The sequence below is a fragment of the Vibrio chemaguriensis genome (assembly GCF_012275705.1).
In the GTDB taxonomy this organism is placed as follows: Bacteria; Pseudomonadota; Gammaproteobacteria; order Enterobacterales; family Vibrionaceae; genus Vibrio; species Vibrio diabolicus.
This window is the reverse complement of the sequence record NZ_SHOE01000019.1, coordinates 25,332-41,778: the sequence shown is the minus strand read 5'-3', so window position 1 is coordinate 41,778 and position 16,447 is coordinate 25,332. Positions and strand designations below refer to the sequence as shown.

General features: G+C 45.5%; 12 protein-coding genes. 6 read left to right on the top strand and 6 right to left on the bottom strand.

The features are described 5' to 3' along the window. The 3 genes from EX191_RS16975 to EX191_RS16965 all read left to right on the top strand — a co-directional run bounded on the left by EX191_RS16975 (position 1) and on the right by EX191_RS16965 (position 4,844). Positions 1-1,098 (top strand): efflux RND transporter periplasmic adaptor subunit, encoded by a 1,098-nt coding sequence (locus EX191_RS16975; protein WP_074191125.1) that lies wholly within the window; start codon positions 1-3, stop codon positions 1,096-1,098. Further along, on the top strand, positions 1,095-4,205 hold the full coding sequence (vmeI, locus tag EX191_RS16970; RefSeq protein ID WP_048626231.1) for an efflux RND transporter permease subunit VmeI: 3,111 nt from the start codon (positions 1,095-1,097) through the stop codon (positions 4,203-4,205). Before EX191_RS16975 ends, vmeI begins: the two co-directional genes overlap by 4 nt. Positions 4,206-4,277: 72 nt before the next feature. Continuing rightward, positions 4,278-4,844: a DNA-3-methyladenine glycosylase I gene (locus EX191_RS16965; protein WP_193448124.1), complete on the top strand. Its 567-nt coding sequence runs from the start codon at positions 4,278-4,280 to the stop codon at positions 4,842-4,844. Between the two features lie 25 nt (positions 4,845-4,869). Here the strand turns inward: EX191_RS16965 and EX191_RS16960 are convergent, their stop codons facing one another. The 4 genes from EX191_RS16960 to cls all read right to left on the bottom strand — a co-directional run bounded on the left by EX191_RS16960 (position 4,870) and on the right by cls (position 9,798). Next, positions 4,870-5,730, bottom strand: a complete 861-nt coding sequence (locus EX191_RS16960; protein WP_193448123.1) for a lipase secretion chaperone — start codon at positions 5,728-5,730, stop codon at positions 4,870-4,872. 12 nt (positions 5,731-5,742) lie between these two features. Next, positions 5,743-6,672, bottom strand: a complete 930-nt coding sequence (locus tag EX191_RS16955; protein ID WP_422664379.1) for an esterase/lipase family protein — start codon at positions 6,670-6,672, stop codon at positions 5,743-5,745. A gap of 221 nt (positions 6,673-6,893) precedes the next feature. Then, positions 6,894-8,102 (bottom strand): cystathionine beta-lyase, encoded by a 1,209-nt coding sequence (locus EX191_RS16950; RefSeq protein WP_046874796.1) that lies wholly within the window; start codon positions 8,100-8,102, stop codon positions 6,894-6,896. A gap of 241 nt (positions 8,103-8,343) precedes the next feature. Further along, positions 8,344-9,798: a cardiolipin synthase gene (gene cls, locus EX191_RS16945; RefSeq protein WP_005393277.1), complete on the bottom strand. Its 1,455-nt coding sequence runs from the start codon at positions 9,796-9,798 to the stop codon at positions 8,344-8,346. A 430-nt stretch (positions 9,799-10,228) separates the two neighbouring features. Here cls and EX191_RS16940 point away from each other — a divergent pair, with 430 nt between their 5' ends. From EX191_RS16940 to EX191_RS16930, 3 genes are all read left to right on the top strand, one after another. After that, the gene (locus EX191_RS16940) at positions 10,229-11,599 is read left to right on the top strand and encodes a sodium-dependent transporter (protein WP_043884644.1); all 1,371 of its coding nucleotides are present in this window, start codon (positions 10,229-10,231) and stop codon (positions 11,597-11,599) included. Between the two features lie 81 nt (positions 11,600-11,680). Next, positions 11,681-12,373, top strand: a complete 693-nt coding sequence (locus tag EX191_RS16935; RefSeq protein WP_193448122.1) for a TIGR01621 family pseudouridine synthase — start codon at positions 11,681-11,683, stop codon at positions 12,371-12,373. Between the two features lie 31 nt (positions 12,374-12,404). Beyond that, positions 12,405-13,346, top strand: coding sequence for a class I SAM-dependent methyltransferase (locus tag EX191_RS16930; RefSeq protein ID WP_193448121.1), 942 nt, complete (start codon positions 12,405-12,407; stop codon positions 13,344-13,346). A gap of 213 nt (positions 13,347-13,559) precedes the next feature. On the opposite strand, the gene EX191_RS16925 is transcribed toward EX191_RS16930, so the two are convergent. Beyond that, complete coding sequence (locus EX191_RS16925; RefSeq protein WP_193448120.1) at positions 13,560-14,615, bottom strand: FAD-binding oxidoreductase; 1,056 nt, start codon at positions 14,613-14,615, stop codon at positions 13,560-13,562. A gap of 81 nt (positions 14,616-14,696) precedes the next feature. Beyond that, positions 14,697-16,358 (bottom strand): hydroxylamine reductase, encoded by a 1,662-nt coding sequence (gene hcp, locus EX191_RS16920; RefSeq protein ID WP_193448119.1) that lies wholly within the window; start codon positions 16,356-16,358, stop codon positions 14,697-14,699. Positions 16,359-16,447: the final 89 nt, after the last annotated feature.

The following is a 16,447-nucleotide window of genomic DNA, read 5'->3' as shown; positions in this document are numbered from 1 at the left end:
ATGAAAGGAATCATCTCTCTAGCGGCATTATTTTCAACGTTTCTTCTTGTTGGTTGTGGCGATAAGGCACCAGAAAAAGCTCTTGAGACACCGCGTGTAAGAGTTACCTCATTAGCGGGAAATCGGGTGGATGACAACTTATATTTCCCTGCGGTTGCGAATGCAGCGGATCGCTCTCATTTGAGTTTCCGAGTGGCAGGAGAAGTCAGCCGCATCATGGTAAAAGAGGGCGATAAAGTCACGAAGGGTGATGTTATCGCAACGTTGGACCCTACGGACTATGAGTTGGATGTAGATAATGCGAGTGCGCGTTTTTCTGTTGTTGACAGTCAGTATCGCCGTTCACGTCCTTTGGTTGATAAAGGCCTATTAGCTAAGTCTCAGTTTGATGAAATTGCAGCACAACGACAAATCGCTCTGGCTGAGCTTAAGTTAGCGAAACTCCGTTTATCATTTACTACCTTAAAAGCGCCTGTGGATGGGATCATTTCTCGAGTTAATATCGAGCAATTCGAAAATGTCCAAGTCGGACAGCATATCGTCAATATTCATAGTTTGGAGCGAGTAGAGGTGCTGATTCAACTTCCAGACCGGCTCTATGTGAACCAACCGCCAACGGAAGAAAGGCTTACCGCGATAAAAGCATTGGTGCGCGTCCCTAGTGGTAACGAGTACAACGCGACCGTGAAAGAATTTACGACTGAGCCAGACCCAACCACAGGCACGTTTACCGTCACATTATCGCTTCCTATGCCGGAAGAAGAATACATCCTAGATGGGATGGCAGTTGAGGTGACCTCCAAAGATAAGAACGTTGGCTTGGATCTCAATTTAGGAATTAATGTTCCTATTGAAGCCATTTTCAATGCGGACGGTGACGAGCTGGGGCGGGAAAACAAATTTGTTTGGGTACTGAATGATGACAATACGGTATCGCGCAGACAGGTTCGAGCAGGTAAAGCATCTAAAACGTCCATTCAAATCCTTGATGGTCTCATGCTGAAAGACAAAGTTGTGATTGCCGGTGTTTCTCGGTTAAGGGATGGCATGAAAGTGGAAGTGATACAGGAAATGGCTACGCAGGAGGCCGGTCTATGAGCGATCTTAATAAATCAGTGCCTCAAAGTGATGATGATGTGACCGGTATTGCTGCGTACTTCATCCGAAATCGTGTCATCAGCTGGATGGTCGCACTGATCTTTTTGATTGGTGGTATCGCTGCATTCTTTGGGTTAGGGCGTCTTGAAGACCCTGCTTTTACCATCAAAGATGCCATGGTGGTGACCTCTTATCCTGGTGCGACGCCGCAACAAGTCGAAGAAGAAGTGACTTATCCGATCGAAAAAGCGATTCAGCAGCTTACTTATGTTGATGAAGTGAATTCGATTTCTAGCCGAGGATTATCGCAAATCACAGTCACGATGAAGAACAATTATGGCCCTGATGATCTGCCACAAATCTGGGATGAGTTACGCCGTAAAGTGAATGACCTTAAAGGGACGTTGCCTCCGGGTGTGAATGAACCTCAAGTGATCGATGATTTTGGTGATGTTTACGGGATTTTGTTAGCGGTGACTGGCGACGGTTATAGCTACAAAGAGCTACTGGATTACGTTGATTACTTACGCCGAGAGCTCGAACTGGTTGATGGCGTGAGTAAAGTTTCGGTATCCGGGCAACAGCAAGAGCAAGTTTTCATCGAAGTATCGATGAAAAAGCTGAGCAGTATAGGACTTTCCCCCGATACGGTCTTTAATCTTCTCTCGACGCAAAACGTGGTTTCTGACGCAGGGGCGATCAGAATTGGTGACGAGTACATCAGAATTCAGCCGACTGGCGAATTCCAGAGTGTGGATGAGCTAGGCGATTTGTTGATTACTGAGTCGGGAGCTCAGGGGCTCATCTTCTTGAAAGATGTAGCGGAAATAAAACGTGGTTATGTAGAAGTCCCGAATAATATTATTAATTTTAACGGCAGCCTCGCACTAAACGTGGGTGTTTCTTTTGCTGAAGGCGTCAATGTCGTTGAAGTCGGAAAAGCGTTTGATCATCGCCTTGCAGAGCTAAAGTACCAACAACCTGTTGGTATCGAAATCTCGGAAATTTACAGTCAGCCTAAAGAAGTGGATAAATCGGTTAGCGGTTTTGTTGTCAGCTTGGCTCAAGCCGTCGGTATCGTCATTATCGTACTTCTGTTCTTTATGGGGCTACGTTCAGGTCTGCTTATCGGTTTGATTTTACTGCTGACGGTGTTGGGTACGTTCATTTTCATGAAGTATCTCGCGATAGATTTGCAGCGGATTTCATTAGGTGCCTTGGTTATCGCGTTAGGTATGTTGGTGGATAATGCGATTGTCGTGGTTGAAGGGATTTTGATTGGTACTCAAAAAGGACGAACTCGACTCCAAGCGGCGACTGATATCGTTACCCAAACCAAGTGGCCATTACTTGGGGCAACTGTGATCGCGGTAACTGCATTTGCGCCCATTGGACTGTCTGAAGACTCGACGGGTGAATACTGTGGCACTTTGTTTACGGTTCTTCTGATCTCATTGATGTTGAGTTGGTTTACCGCTATCTCGTTGACACCGTTCTTTGCTGACATCTTCTTTAAAGGCCAGAAGATTAAACAAGGTGAAGGGGAAGAAAATGATCCATATAACGGGGTTATTTTCGTTATTTATAAAAAGTTTCTCCAGTTCTGTATGCGCCGTGCTTGGTTTACCGTTGTGGTGCTGATTGCGGGATTAGCGGCAAGTGTTTATGGGTTCACCTTTGTGAAGCAAGCGTTTTTCCCATCGTCGACAACGCCTATTTTTCAGTTAGATGTATGGATGCCGGAAGGAACTGATATTCGTGCCACCAACACAACGCTTAAAGAGCTAGAAAGTTGGTTAGCTAAGCAAGAGCATGTCGACCATATCACGACGACTGCAGGTAAAGGCTTACAGCGCTTTATGCTAACGTACGCGCCAGAGAAAAGTTATGCGGCTTATGGTGAGATAACCACTCGTATGGAAAATTACGAAGCGTTAAAACCATTAATGGCGAAGTTTCGAGAGTATTTAAAAGCCAACTACCCAGAAATCAATTACAAGCTCAAACAGATTGAGTTAGGTCCAGGTGGTGGTGCAAAAATTGAAGCGCGCATTATCGGCTCTGATCCAACCGTCCTTCGTACGATAGCCGCTCAGGTCAAGGACATCATGTACGCCGATCCTCAGGCAACAAATATCAGGCATGATTGGCGTGAACGAACCCAAGTTCTTGAGCCTCAGTTTAATGAGAGTCAGGCACGTCGCTATGGCATTACCAAATCGGACGTCGATGATTTCTTGTCCATGTCATTCTCTGGAATGACGATAGGCCTCTACCGAGACGGCACGACGCTCATGCCTATCGTGGCTCGCTTACCTGAAGATGAACGTATTGATATTCGTAACATTGAAGGCATGAAAATATGGAGTCCAGCACAGAGTGAGTTTATCCCACTTCAACAAGTCACAATGGGTTACGATATGCGTTGGGAGGATCCTATCATCGTACGCAAGAACCGTAAGCGTATGCTCACTGTGATGGCAGACCCTGATATTCTAGGTGAAGAAACCGCATCGACGTTGCAAAAACGTTTACAGCCCCAAATCGAAGCGATTCAAATGCCTCCTGGCTATTCACTAGAGTGGGGTGGTGAGTACGAATCTTCAGGTGATGCTCAAGAGTCGCTGTTTACTACCATGCCAATGGGGTACTTGTTCATGTTCTTGATCACCGTGTTCCTATTTAACTCTATCAAAGAGCCACTCATTGTTTGGCTTACCGTGCCGCTGGCGTTAATTGGTGTCACCACCGGTTTATTAGCACTCAACACGCCGTTTGGTTTTATGGCTTTGCTCGGCTTCTTAAGCTTATCGGGAATGGTGCTCAAAAATGGCATCGTATTACTGGACCAAATTGAAATAGAAATGAAATCGGGTAAAGAGGCTTATGATGCGGTCGTTGATGCTGCGGTAAGCCGTGTTCGTCCTGTGTGTATGGCTGCAATCACGACGATCCTTGGTATGATCCCACTGTTGCCAGATATTTTCTTCAAACCAATGGCGGTTACGATTATGTTTGGTTTGGGTTTTGCGACAGTCCTGACACTGATTGTCGTGCCAGTGTTGTATCGTTTGTTCCATAAAGTGGCAGTACCGAAACAGGCTTAGTGCTACTGATATAACGATGAAAAATATCGCGCCTCTAGCTCATCAGTTAGAGGCGCTTTTTAAGGAAGAATAATGACAGAACAAAAAACGTGTGCGTGGGCGATGAATCACCCATTAGAGCGCGAATATCATGATTCCGAATGGGGCGTGCCAGTATATGACGACCAAGTCCTGTTTGAATTTATTACGTTGGAAGGTGCGCAAGCTGGGCTTAGTTGGATCACCATTCTTAAAAAGCGCGAAGGATATAGAGAAGCGTTCGAGAACTACGACCTAGATGCGTTGGAACAAAGAAATGAAGAACGCGCTGAATACATCGTGGAAAACTTCGATGTTGTAAGGCATCGCGGAAAGATTAACTCGGTTTTCAGTAATGCCAAAGCGGCCAAAGCGTTAATTGCTGAATTCGGGAGTTTATCAGACGCGTTGTGGCAGTTCGTGGACGGCGAACCAATCGTCAATCAATGGCAGCATATGAGTGACGTACCAGCTTCGACAGAGCAATCCAAAGCCATGAGTAAATTCCTTAAAAAGAAAGGCTTCAAGTTTGTCGGTGAAACCATCTGTTATGCTTTCATGCAAGCCGTCGGCATGGTGGATGACCATATCGTTGGATGTCCTAAAAAGCAGAATAAGTAACGTTTGGCTTATTAAGTTTATGTTGTTAGTTCTGGCTATCATGAATACGTTCCAAAGCTTCGATTCGACGCCATTGAGTGGCATCGAAGCTTTGCTTTCTTAAAGCAATGATTTCTGCCAGTTTTTCGTCTTGCCCTAGAAAATCCCTATTCAGAATCTCTTGACGCTGTTTTAAGTAAGTGGCGAGTTGAGTCTCAAATGATGCTCTTTGCTCATCAAGCTTTTGCAGCCTTTGCGCTCCAGCGTCTCCCACCAGTGCAACACGGGCGATGTACTTATCTTGTGAATCAAGCTGAGAAGCTTGCTCGAGTTGCTCCGCTAATGCGTTATTGCGTTCACTTTCTCGGATATAATCTGGTTGTTCTGATAACGCTTGATTGAGAAGGTGTGTTTGACTCTCGATATCCGATGCCTGTTTTTTTATCGTCAGCTTTTCCAATGCAAGTTGGCGAAGTCGGTTTTCTTCGTCAAACAATTGAGCTATCTGGACCTCGCTAAAGTATTGAAGTTGTAAATTCAGTATCGCTTCATTCAGCATGGTTAGCTGTTCAATCGTTAGTTGGTTATGCTCAAAAGGCTCTAATGCAGAGAGCGCTTGCTTGTAGGAAAGGTAGGTCTGGAAGAGTTTGGCATCAATATTCAGTGTTTGTTTTGCTAAAGTGTCATCATTGACTTCTGCTTTGATCGTATCGAGATCTTCTTCGCCCAGCCGGCTAAGAGAATATTCGAAGAAGTCTTTTGGGGAAGAAACATCGGCGGCTATGTCTTGCTGAGATTGCGAATGGCTAGAGGTTATCTCTTGTTGTTTGTCGCTTTGCAATAGAGAAAGCGCTCCCACGCCAAATATCGAGAGCAGGATAAAAGTGGTGAGAGCGACTTTCTTCATTGTGATGACCTCTTATAAACCTTGAAGTTTGAGACGATTTGCATGTTGGCGATAAAGCGTGACTGGATCGGTTTCAAAAAGATGATGAATACCGAGTAGGCCGTTAATTTCATCCAAATGGTTCATTTGATAATCATCACGTATGACTTTGCCCAAATGTGTGCTGCACGCACCAACTAAGCCATCATTTGGCCCATCAAAGGCTAAGCCAAGTACCATCATGGCAGCGTCGGTCGGATCGAAAACGTTTGTAAAAGTGGATGCTCCGGTCCATGAGTAGTAATAAACGCCATTTGAAGCCAGCAAGTCACCATTACCACATTCACTGGTAGGGACTCCCTCTGGGTAGTGTTGGTTAAACGCCAATGATCCTTCCGTGGTTAATGCTGCTAATGAGGCCAAAGGGTCTTGGTCGAGATCAGAACCACCTGATAGAAGATTAATAAGAGTGGTTAAACCTTGCGCCAGTTTTACCGCGAGCTGCTCACTACCAGAACCCTCAGATACGGTGCCACGAACTAAATCTGCCACTTTAGACCCTTTATTAACGCCACCGATACTCGTAACTGATGCGACTAGGTCAGGACGGACAGAGGCGACGTAGCGCGTTGTTGGACCACCATGACTGTGACCGATGAGATTGACTTTCTCTGCGCCTGTTGCAGCAAGTAAGGTTTCTACTTGAGCAAGCAGTTGCTCCCCTCTAACTTCGCTGCTGTTGGTCGCGGATACCTGCGCTACATAAACTTTAGCGCCGTCTTTCGTTAAGGAATGTGGTATTCCGAAAAAGTAATCTACGCCTGCGAGGGTATCAAAACCAAATAATCCATGAACCAGAACAATCGGATACTTGGTTTGGGTATAACCCGTTGCGGCGTGTACGGAGGTTATTGGGACGGTAATTAAGGTAAAAAGCATTAGTGCTATGAATTTGAGTTTCAAAATTATCTCCTTGTGGTATGACCTCTTATGAATGATAAAAAGTAGGAGAGAAACTCTAAATTTGGAAAGCCTATTTGTGGCACATTATTTCATTCTGTGACTGCTCAATTGAAAAACAACACAAATGATTAACATTAACGAATAGGTGATGGGAATGTTAGGTAATTCTAATTAAGTCAGCGAGTTATGAAGACGCCCCGCGAAGCAGGGCGATTCAATTACTATTTTAGAGAGACTTCTTTTTCTAAAATTAACGCGTTATAGCGTGCAAAACCAGCCTCTAGATCGGCGATCAAGTCATCCACGTCTTCTAAGCCAATATGAATTCGAACTAAAGTGCCCTCAAAGTGTGGGTGCGCTACGGTTCTCAAGCTGTTAAAGCTCTTTGGTTCGTTAGCTAGAATGAGGCTTTCATACCCGCCCCAAGAATAACCCATACTGAAGTGTTTCATACCATCAAGCAGAGCCGTCGTCGCTTTTGGATAAGACGTTTTGAGAACAAATGAAAATAAGCCGTTTCCGCCAGTGAAATCGCGTTTGAAAAACTCATGCCCAGGGCATGATTCCAAAGCTGGATGGCGGACATGATCAACTTCCGGACGAGAAGTCAGCCACTTGGCGACTTTCAAGCTACTTTCTGCGTGTTGTCTTAGGCGAACATCCAGCGTGCGAATACCACGAAGGCCTAGGTATGCGTCGTCAGGAGAAACGCATTGGCCCATCAAGTAGCTTTGTTCACGCAGTTGGGGCCAGTATTTTTCGGAAGCTACCGCTGTACCTAACATTACATCAGAGTGACCAACTATGTATTTGGTGGCGGCTTGAATGGAAATATCGACACCATGTTCAAATGGTGAGAAGTTCACGCCAGCTCCCCATGTGTTATCAAGCATCACAATAATATCGTGCTCGTGAGCAATGCGCGCCAATGTTGGTACGTCCTGCACCTCCATTGTGACTGACCCCGGAGATTCTAGGAAAAGGACTTTGGTATTTGGTTGAATCAAATCACGAATACCTTCTCCAATCATTGGATCATAATAGGTAGTTTCGATGCCCATTTTCTTCATGATGGTATTACAAAAATCACGAGTTGGTTCGTAACAAGTGTCCACCATCAGAATGTGATCGCCAGTTTCGACGAAAGAGAGAATCGCATTTGAAATTGCTGCCGTGCCACAAGGGTAGAGAGCACAACCTGATCCACCTTCAATCTCAACCATTGCATCTTGAAAAGCGAAGTGCGTGTTGGTGCCACGGCGACCATAAAATAATGTTTTATTGGTGCGGTTCATGGTGGCTTGGTTCTTCTCTGCAACCGTGTTGAATACCACGGTTGAAGCGCGTTGAACGGGTGGGTTTACAACACCGTTTGTCCACTTTTTATCGCGGCCAGCGGTAATGAGTTTGGTTTTTTTGCCCTCTGACATAAAAGTTCCCTGTCTTAAATATTGCGGTTTTGAATATTTAAAACATGGACGACGTTGGTTATGCAAGGGAAAAGTCAACTATCACCCAATAATAGCCGAGATTATCGAGTGAAGGCGTCAAAGCTGAAAGGTTGAGTTGTAGGCTTAGAGTGTATCGCTAAGGTGGAAAACGTAAGTAGAACAAACCTCCAGCAAGATATTTGAAGCGCTGGAGGTTTTTTTAGTCGGTGTATTTGAGGTATTAGAGGAGTGGATTGAAGAGATAGAACACTCGCTCTAAGAATCGAGAAAATAGGCTTCTTTTCTCCCATTCTTCCAATACAACAGTGTGAGATTGCTTAATATAGCTATCTTGTAACCAAGACATTTGCTTCGTGAACTCTTCGTCGTCAACGGCGAGGGTAACTTCGAAGTTCAGCCACAAGCTGCGCATATCCATGTTTACGGTGCCAACTAAACAGAATTGGTCGTCAATTACGACGGATTTCGTATGCAGCAAACCACCGTAAAACTCATAGATTTTGACTCCTGCACACAAAAGCTCACTATAAAAAGCGCGTGACGCCCATTGCACCATCATTGAGTCATTTTTATGTGGAATGATCAGTTCAACATCAATGCCTCGTTGTGCTGTCATCTTTAACGTTTCAAGTAAATCAGCATTGGGCACGAAATATGGCGTTGTGATTCGTACTGAGCGATTGGCTTGGTTGATTGCCAATGTTAATACTTGATAGATCAGATATTCCGGCATACCAGGGCCAGAAGGCACAACCTGAATAGGGTGTTGGAATTCACTCTCATCGATCTTACATTCAGGTAGTCTCGGTAAATGACGTTCGCCAGTTTCGACTTCCCAATCCCAACAGTGGATAGCACTCAATACGTTTACCGTTGGTCCCGTAATGCGAACCATGATGTCCACCCAATGCCCGACGCCACTGTTTTGCTTGAAGTAAGCCGGGTCAACCAAGTTCATTGAACCTGTATAAGCAATTTCATCATCAATTACGATGATCTTGCGATGTTGGCGAAGATCAAGACGACGTAAGAAAATACGCCACATCTTCACTTCTAGCGCTTGAATAACTTCAATTCCAGCATCCTGCATCATTCGATACCAAGGACTTCTGAAAAAACGTGGACTACCTGCTGAATCGAGCAATAGTTTGACATCGACTCCGCGTTTAGCCGCTTGGATAAGTGCAGAAGCGACAGAGTCAGCCAAACCACCTGGATGCCAAATGTAGAATACCATTCGAATACTGCTCTGCGCGTTTTCGATGTCTTCAATAATGGAATGCAAAATCTCATTAGGTGACTGTTGCAGCGACAATGTATTACCGCTCAATGCGGGAAGACCAAGGCGGTTGTTACAAAGTTCATCAATTCGGTAGATGTGCCTTCCCATCGTTTCTGGGTTGTGCGCGTTACAGTCGTTCAACTGACTGAACCACTTCTCGAATGGTGTAAACATCTCTTTTGCGCGTTCGGCCCGTTTTCTGCCTAAGTTCAGTTCACCGAAGAGGAAATAACACGCGACACCCAGAACGGGAAGGATATAAATGATCATTAGCCAAGCTAAAGACACGCTCACTGCACGGCGCTTTAAAACGACACGAATGGTCACACCTGCGACCAGTAACCAATATAGCCCGATGCCAGCTAAAGTAAGAAAGTGATAAAACTTGTCCATATACGCTCAGAGTAATATGCCCTTCTAGGATATTAAGCATAAAAGTGGGTTGGGGGAATAGATTTCCCATTTAGACGTGGGATTGACCTTATATGAGGAACAAATTTCATAACAGCTGATTCTGTTATTTTAATGTGAAAAATAAGGTCATTCTTTAACTTTTGAACAAAAAAGCAGCATTTAACCTGCGTAACTCGACACTTGTGCGATAAATGTACTTTTTTGGGGTTCCAATTTTAAAGGGGAGCTGCTTTACTTTCTAGACATAGTGCGTCGAACGCTTATTTTATAAGTGTACAATAATTTTTACATAAACTTTTTAGACGCCTATCTCTATGCATACACAACAAACTAATTTTGGAGAAAAAGCGTGGCTACAACTAATACAGCAGCACCACGTGATACGTGGGGGTCTAAACTAGGCTTCGTAATGGCAGCAGCGGGGTCCGCTGTCGGTTTAGGCAATATATGGAAATTCCCTTACACAGCGGGTGAGAGTGGCGGCGGTGCATTCGTTGCTATCTACCTTATCTTTGTTATTTTTATCGGCTTTAGCGTGATGCTGACAGAGTTCGCTATTGGTCGTAAGACAGGTCTTTCTGCCGTAGGTGCATTCAAAACAACTGACCGACGCTGGACGTTCACTGGCGTTATGGGAGTCTTCAGTGGTCTTTTGATCATGGGCTTCTACCCAGTGGTTGGTGGTTGGGCATTGGCCTACATCTTTAAAGTGGGCGGTGGTCTACTCAGCGCGCCAGAAGCAATTGGCGACAGCTTTGGTGGTTTCATCTCAGATCCGATTCAACCTTTAATGTGGATGGGTGTTTACCTGTTCCTTAACGTCATGATTGTGATGAAAGGGATTTCCGGTGGTATTGAGAAAGCCGGTAAGGTTCTGATGCCGCTTCTGTTCTTAATCCTAATCGTTGTTTCTGTTAAAGGCTTGATGCTGCCAGGTGCAATGGCTGGCCTTGAGTTCTTATTCATGCCGGACTTTTCTAAAGTCGATAGCAATGTGGTTCTTGCTGCACTAGGGCAGGCGTTCTTCTCACTTAGCTTAGGTATGGGCTGTATGATGACGTACGGTTCTTACCTGAAGAAGAAAGAGAACCTAGTTCAAACAACCGGTATGGTTACTGCGATGGATACAGGTGTCGCGATTCTTGCTGGTGTTGCTATGTTCCCAGCTATGTTTGCCTTTGGCATGGAACCTGCGGCAGGCCCTGGTCTTGTATTCGTTGTCGTTCCTCAACTATTTGCTGAAATGGGCGGTGTGATTGGGTTGCTATTCGCGTTGCTATTTTTCATCGGCTTGACGGTGGCGGCATTAACTTCTTCAGTATCACTATTGGAAGTTGTCGTGTCTTACCTAATCGATGAGAAAGGCATGAAGCGCTCTAACGCGGTTCTGTCTGCAAGTGCAGTTATGGCGGCATTATGTATTTTTGCGTCACTATCGTTAGGTGGAATGGGGCCAACGCTGTTTGGTACCGGTGCCTTTGATATCTTCGACTTGCTAACGGACAAAATCTTCCTAGCGGTTGGTGGTATGTTGGTTTGTATCTTTGCTGGATGGCGCCTAAGCCGTGCTGAGCTAGAAAAAGAGATCACTAATGACGGCGAAGTATCTTTCCCGCTATTTGGATTGTGGTACAACCTAGTTAAATACCTGATTCCTGTTGCGATTGCTATTGTTGCCTTCATGGGGATTAAGTCGGGCTTTGACAGTGGCAAAGGTGAAATCATGCTGCTGGGTATCGCAATCATTGGTCTTGCTGGTATTTTCTCTAGAAAGCTCTAGCTCAGGCCTTGGGGCAAGCCTCGATAGCTTTGTCCGATAACTTATGTATACTGCTGGCTCCAAACGTGGAGCCAGTTTTTTATGTTCGATATTCTACATACCCATCCCGATTTTCTGATCATCAATAAGCATCCCAACGTCTCTGTTCATAAAGACGATGGCGACACAATGCTGCTGCAAGAAGTGGCTAAGCAGAGTGGTGATCAGCAGCTCTATCTTATCCATCGCTTGGATAAAATGACATCGGGTATTCTGCTCCTCGGACGCAACGCCAAAGCGGCCAGTGCATTATCGCAAGCTTTTGCTGACCGCCAAGTGGAAAAGTTCTATCTGGCGATTGGCTCTAAAAAGCCGAAAAAGAAACAAGGTTTGGTCGTTGGTGATATGGAGCGTTCGCGCCGTTCATCATGGAAGCTGGTCAACAGCAAAAATAACCCAGCCGTCACCCAGTTTTTCTCTCTTGCGGCAGAGCCCGGAGAGCGCCTATTTTTATGTAAGCCACACACTGGTAAAACGCACCAAATCCGCGTGGCATTAAAATCAGTCGGCTCAGGTATTGTTGGTGATCCAATTTATAATGCGGGTAACGAAGCGGATCGCGGTTATCTGCATGCCTTCTCACTTTGTTTCCAATATCAAGATGAGCAATATTGCTTTGTCTGTGATCCTAGGGAACACGAAGTGCTTGGGAGCAAATGGCGCAGTGAAACCGTCTCCCAGGGCTTGGATACTTGGCTTTCCCCTTGGAAACTGAACTGGCCTACGATCAAATAACCGTCACAAAGAAAATTAATAAGAGAACTCGATGCAAGCATCACAACTTTCGCTGTTTTTTCAGCATCTGGAAACCGAGCTCGCGCAAGCTCCGAATGAAATTCGTCGACTGTTTCACGGTCGTGGCCGTCGTTTTGAAGGCCTAGAGCAAATCACCTGTGACTGGTTACAAGGTCAGTTGATTATCAACTTATTTAAAGAAGTCGACGAGGCGTTTCTCGCTGAACTGAAAAGTGGCCTCAATGCATTAGCTGAATCAGAACTGTGGGCGAGCAAACAAGGCCGTACAATGGTACTTCAGCACCGTTATGCCGATGGCGCACCTTCAGAAGTGCTTGTAGGTGAGTTAGATGCTCGTCCCGTCGTTGAAGAAAGCGGTTTGAAATACCAGTTGGATATTGGCCGCAACCAAAACTTTGGACTGTTTTTGGACATGCGCTACGGCCGCGATTGGGTACGTGACAATGCCAAGCATAAAAATGTGCTTAACTTGTTTGCTTATACCTGTGGCTTTTCTGTCGCTGCCATTGCGGGTGGCGCAGATAAAGTGGTTAACGTCGACATGGCAAAAGCGTCGCTGTCTAAAGGTCGTGAGAACCACAAGCTAAATGGTCATAACATCAACCAGGTAAGCTTTATGGGGCACGATATCTTTAAATCGTGGGGTAAGATTAAAAAATCTGGTCAGTATGACTTGATTATCATCGATCCGCCTTCATTCCAGAAAGGCAGCTTTGCGCTGACTAAAGATTACAAAAAGATTCTACGTCGATTGCCGGATTTGTTGGCAGAAGGCGGCCAAGTGATGGCATGTGTGAACTCGCCATCTGTGACAAGCGACTTCTTGATTGAAAGCATGAAAGAAGAAGCGCCAGAGTTGACATTCCGTGAGCGTCTGGATAACCCACCAGAGTTTATGGACGTAGACAGCGAAGCAGCATTGAAAGTGTTGTTGTTTAGCGAGAAGCAATGACGACGAAACGAAAGTTGTACCTATCTATAATACCAGCCGTTTGAGTACGGCTGGCGTTTCCGCGATACCCCGTCAATCTGAATAGCGAGACACGAGTGTGATTCAGAGTCTATTCTCAGAGTGAGTTATTCCCAACACACTGATATTAGATTCCTGATCTCGCCTAGGCTCGTCGGAATGACGGGAAACAATAAAAGATCGATACCAGCAGCATTAACCGATCTGCACTTCAAGGTCCGCTTCGATGGTTGATGAGCAGGCGAGCACATAGCCTTGTTCAATTTCTTCTGGCGTTAATGTTTCTAGGCTGGTGGAAGAGACGCTGCCTTGACGAACCTTGCATTTGCATGAGCCACAAATGCCGCTACGACAAGCGACGATTAATGGTAAGCCTGCGCCTTCAAGCACATCGGCCAGTACCTGACCTTTTTGCGCATCGATGGTTTGAGCAAAGTCAGGAACAGAAACACGAACAACTTTATCGGAGATCGATGTTTCTGCGCCAGTCGCTGGCGTAAAACTCTCTTGGTAGAAGTTCGTCATGTCAAAACCAAGGTCATTCAAATAGCCGTGAACATCTTGCATAAACTGGCTTGGACCACACAGGTAAACGGTGCGCTGTTTGAAATCAGGAACAAGCTCTTTAAGCCAATCGGCATTCAAACGACCTTGTGGATGCGATGTTCCTTCGCGGTTTTTCAGCAACAACTTTAAATGGAAGTTTGGATACACAGCGTCGAACGTTTCTAGCTGATCGTAGTAAATCGTCTCTTCTGGGCTGCGTGCGATATGAAGAAATGCGATGTCCACATCGTTGTCGTTTTCATCGTGATTACTCAGCCAGTGTTTTGCCATCGAAAATACGGGCGTGACGCCGCAACCTGCACTGATAAGCAAGGCTTTTGTTTCGCCATCACGTAAAACGGGTGGGTGGTCAATGCAGTTAAATTCGCCCGCTGGTGGTAATGATTGAACGGCATCACCGAGCAGCAGCGAGTCAACGATGTAGTTCGATACTTTACCGCCAGATACTCGTTTGATGGTGAGTTGAAGGTGATCGTCTTCATTGATAGAGCTGATTGAATAGGCGCGAAACTCCATTTTTCCATCAATTTCGATGCCCAAGTTAATAAACTGGCCAGGCTTAAACTGAAACAGAAGTGACTCGGTTAGTTCAGCCAACTTGATGCTGACGGTATCGTGTGTTTCGAAGTATTTGTCGATGCAACGGAGTGTGACGGGTTGGTTACCTTGCCATTCAAAAAACATAACAATCTCTTTGGTTGTGGCTATTTTTAGTTTGAAATAGATAACGCCTCCGCGTAAGGAGGCGCGTAACAAGCAAGTTTATTAAGCTGCTAGGATGGCTTTTAGATCATCCTGAACATTGCCAATACTGCGCATATCGAACTTCTCTTGGATGATGGCGATTAGGTTTGGCGTTAGGAATGCTGGTGCAGTAGGGCCTGTGTAAATGCCTTTCACGCCCAATGCAAATAGCGTTAGCAAGATAACGATCGCTTTTTGCTCGAACCAAGAAAGCACAAGTGTGAGTGGCAGTTCATTGATGTCACAGTCAAACTCTTTCGCCAGTGCAAGTGCAAGCTGGATTGCAGAGTAAGCGTCGTTACATTGGCCCACATCCAATAGGCGAGGGATGCCGTTGATATCGCCAAACGTATTCTTGTTGAAGCGGAACTTACCACACGCCAACGTCAGGATTAGCGTATCTTCTGGCGCTTCAGCCGTAAAATCGGTGTAGTAGCTGCGTTCCGCTTTATCGCCGTCACAACCGCCGACTAGGAAGAAGTGCTTGATGTTACCTTGCTTCACTTGATCGATAACCGCAGGGGCGGCGTTCATCAGTGCATTGCGACCAAAACCAACCGTGATGTGGTGTTCGATTTCATCGTGTTGGAAACCGTTTTGCGCTAGAGCACATTCAATCACTTGGCTAAAATCATCGCCTTCGATGTGAGCCACACCAGGCCAGCCAACAATACTACGGGTGAATAAACGGTCTGCGTATTGGCCTACATTTGGATTCAACAAGCAGTTTGACGTCATTACGATTGCGCCAGGGAAGTTTGCGAATTCTTTCTGTTGGTTTTGCCATGCGCTGCCGTAGTTGCCGACAAGATGAGGGTATTTCTTCAGCTCAGGGTAGCCGTGTGCAGGCAGCATTTCGCCGTTGGTGTAAACGTTAATGCCTTTGCCTTCAGTCTGTTGCAAGATTTTTTCTAGGTCATGCAAATCATGGCCAGAAACAAGAATACATTTGCCTTTTACTGGCTTGACGTTCACCGTGGTTGGTTCTGGATGGCCGAAGGTCATTGTTTCACCTTGGTCGAGCATTTCCATCACTTTGTAGTTCATCAGGCCAATGCGCATTGAGCAATCAAGTAGTTCGCCAAGATCTTCAGGGTCTGTGCCCAACCACGCCATGATTTCATGGTATTCGGCATAGATATCGTTGTTGGTTTGCTCAAGAACACGTGCGTGCTCCATGTACGCGGCTGCACCTTTAAGGCCGTATAGGCAAAGTAGGCGCAGGCCAATAACATCTTCATGTACTTGGTCTTTACCACGGTTAACGGCAACTTGAGGAGCAAAAGCTAAGATTGCTTCTGCGCTGTTTGGCAGCTCAAAGTGAGCAACCGCAGGAATGTCAGCGACTTCGGTATCGGCGAGCGTGGCTGCAGACATCACTTGCTCTTTTAGCAATGCTTTATACGTTGCAGCTTGAGAAGTCAGCTCTAGGACACGTTCAGGGTCGAAGTTTACGTTCGTCAATGTAGAGAAAAATGCTTTTGGTGCCCATTGGTTGATTTCATCGTTAATGATATTGAATTCAAGTGCTTTTGATGCCCAAAAAGAAACCCCTTGCAGTGTGTAAACCAACACGTCTTGTAGGTCTGATACTTCAGAAGTTTTGCCACACATGCCTTGTGCAAAAGAACAACCTTTAACAGCAGGGGTTTGAATTGTCTGTTCACATTGAATACAGAACATATTGGGTTCTCCAGTGATTGTTTTAATAGTCGTGATGTTGACCACTAGAGAGCAGAATGCGTGCCAATTGTTATCTTATTGATTTATAT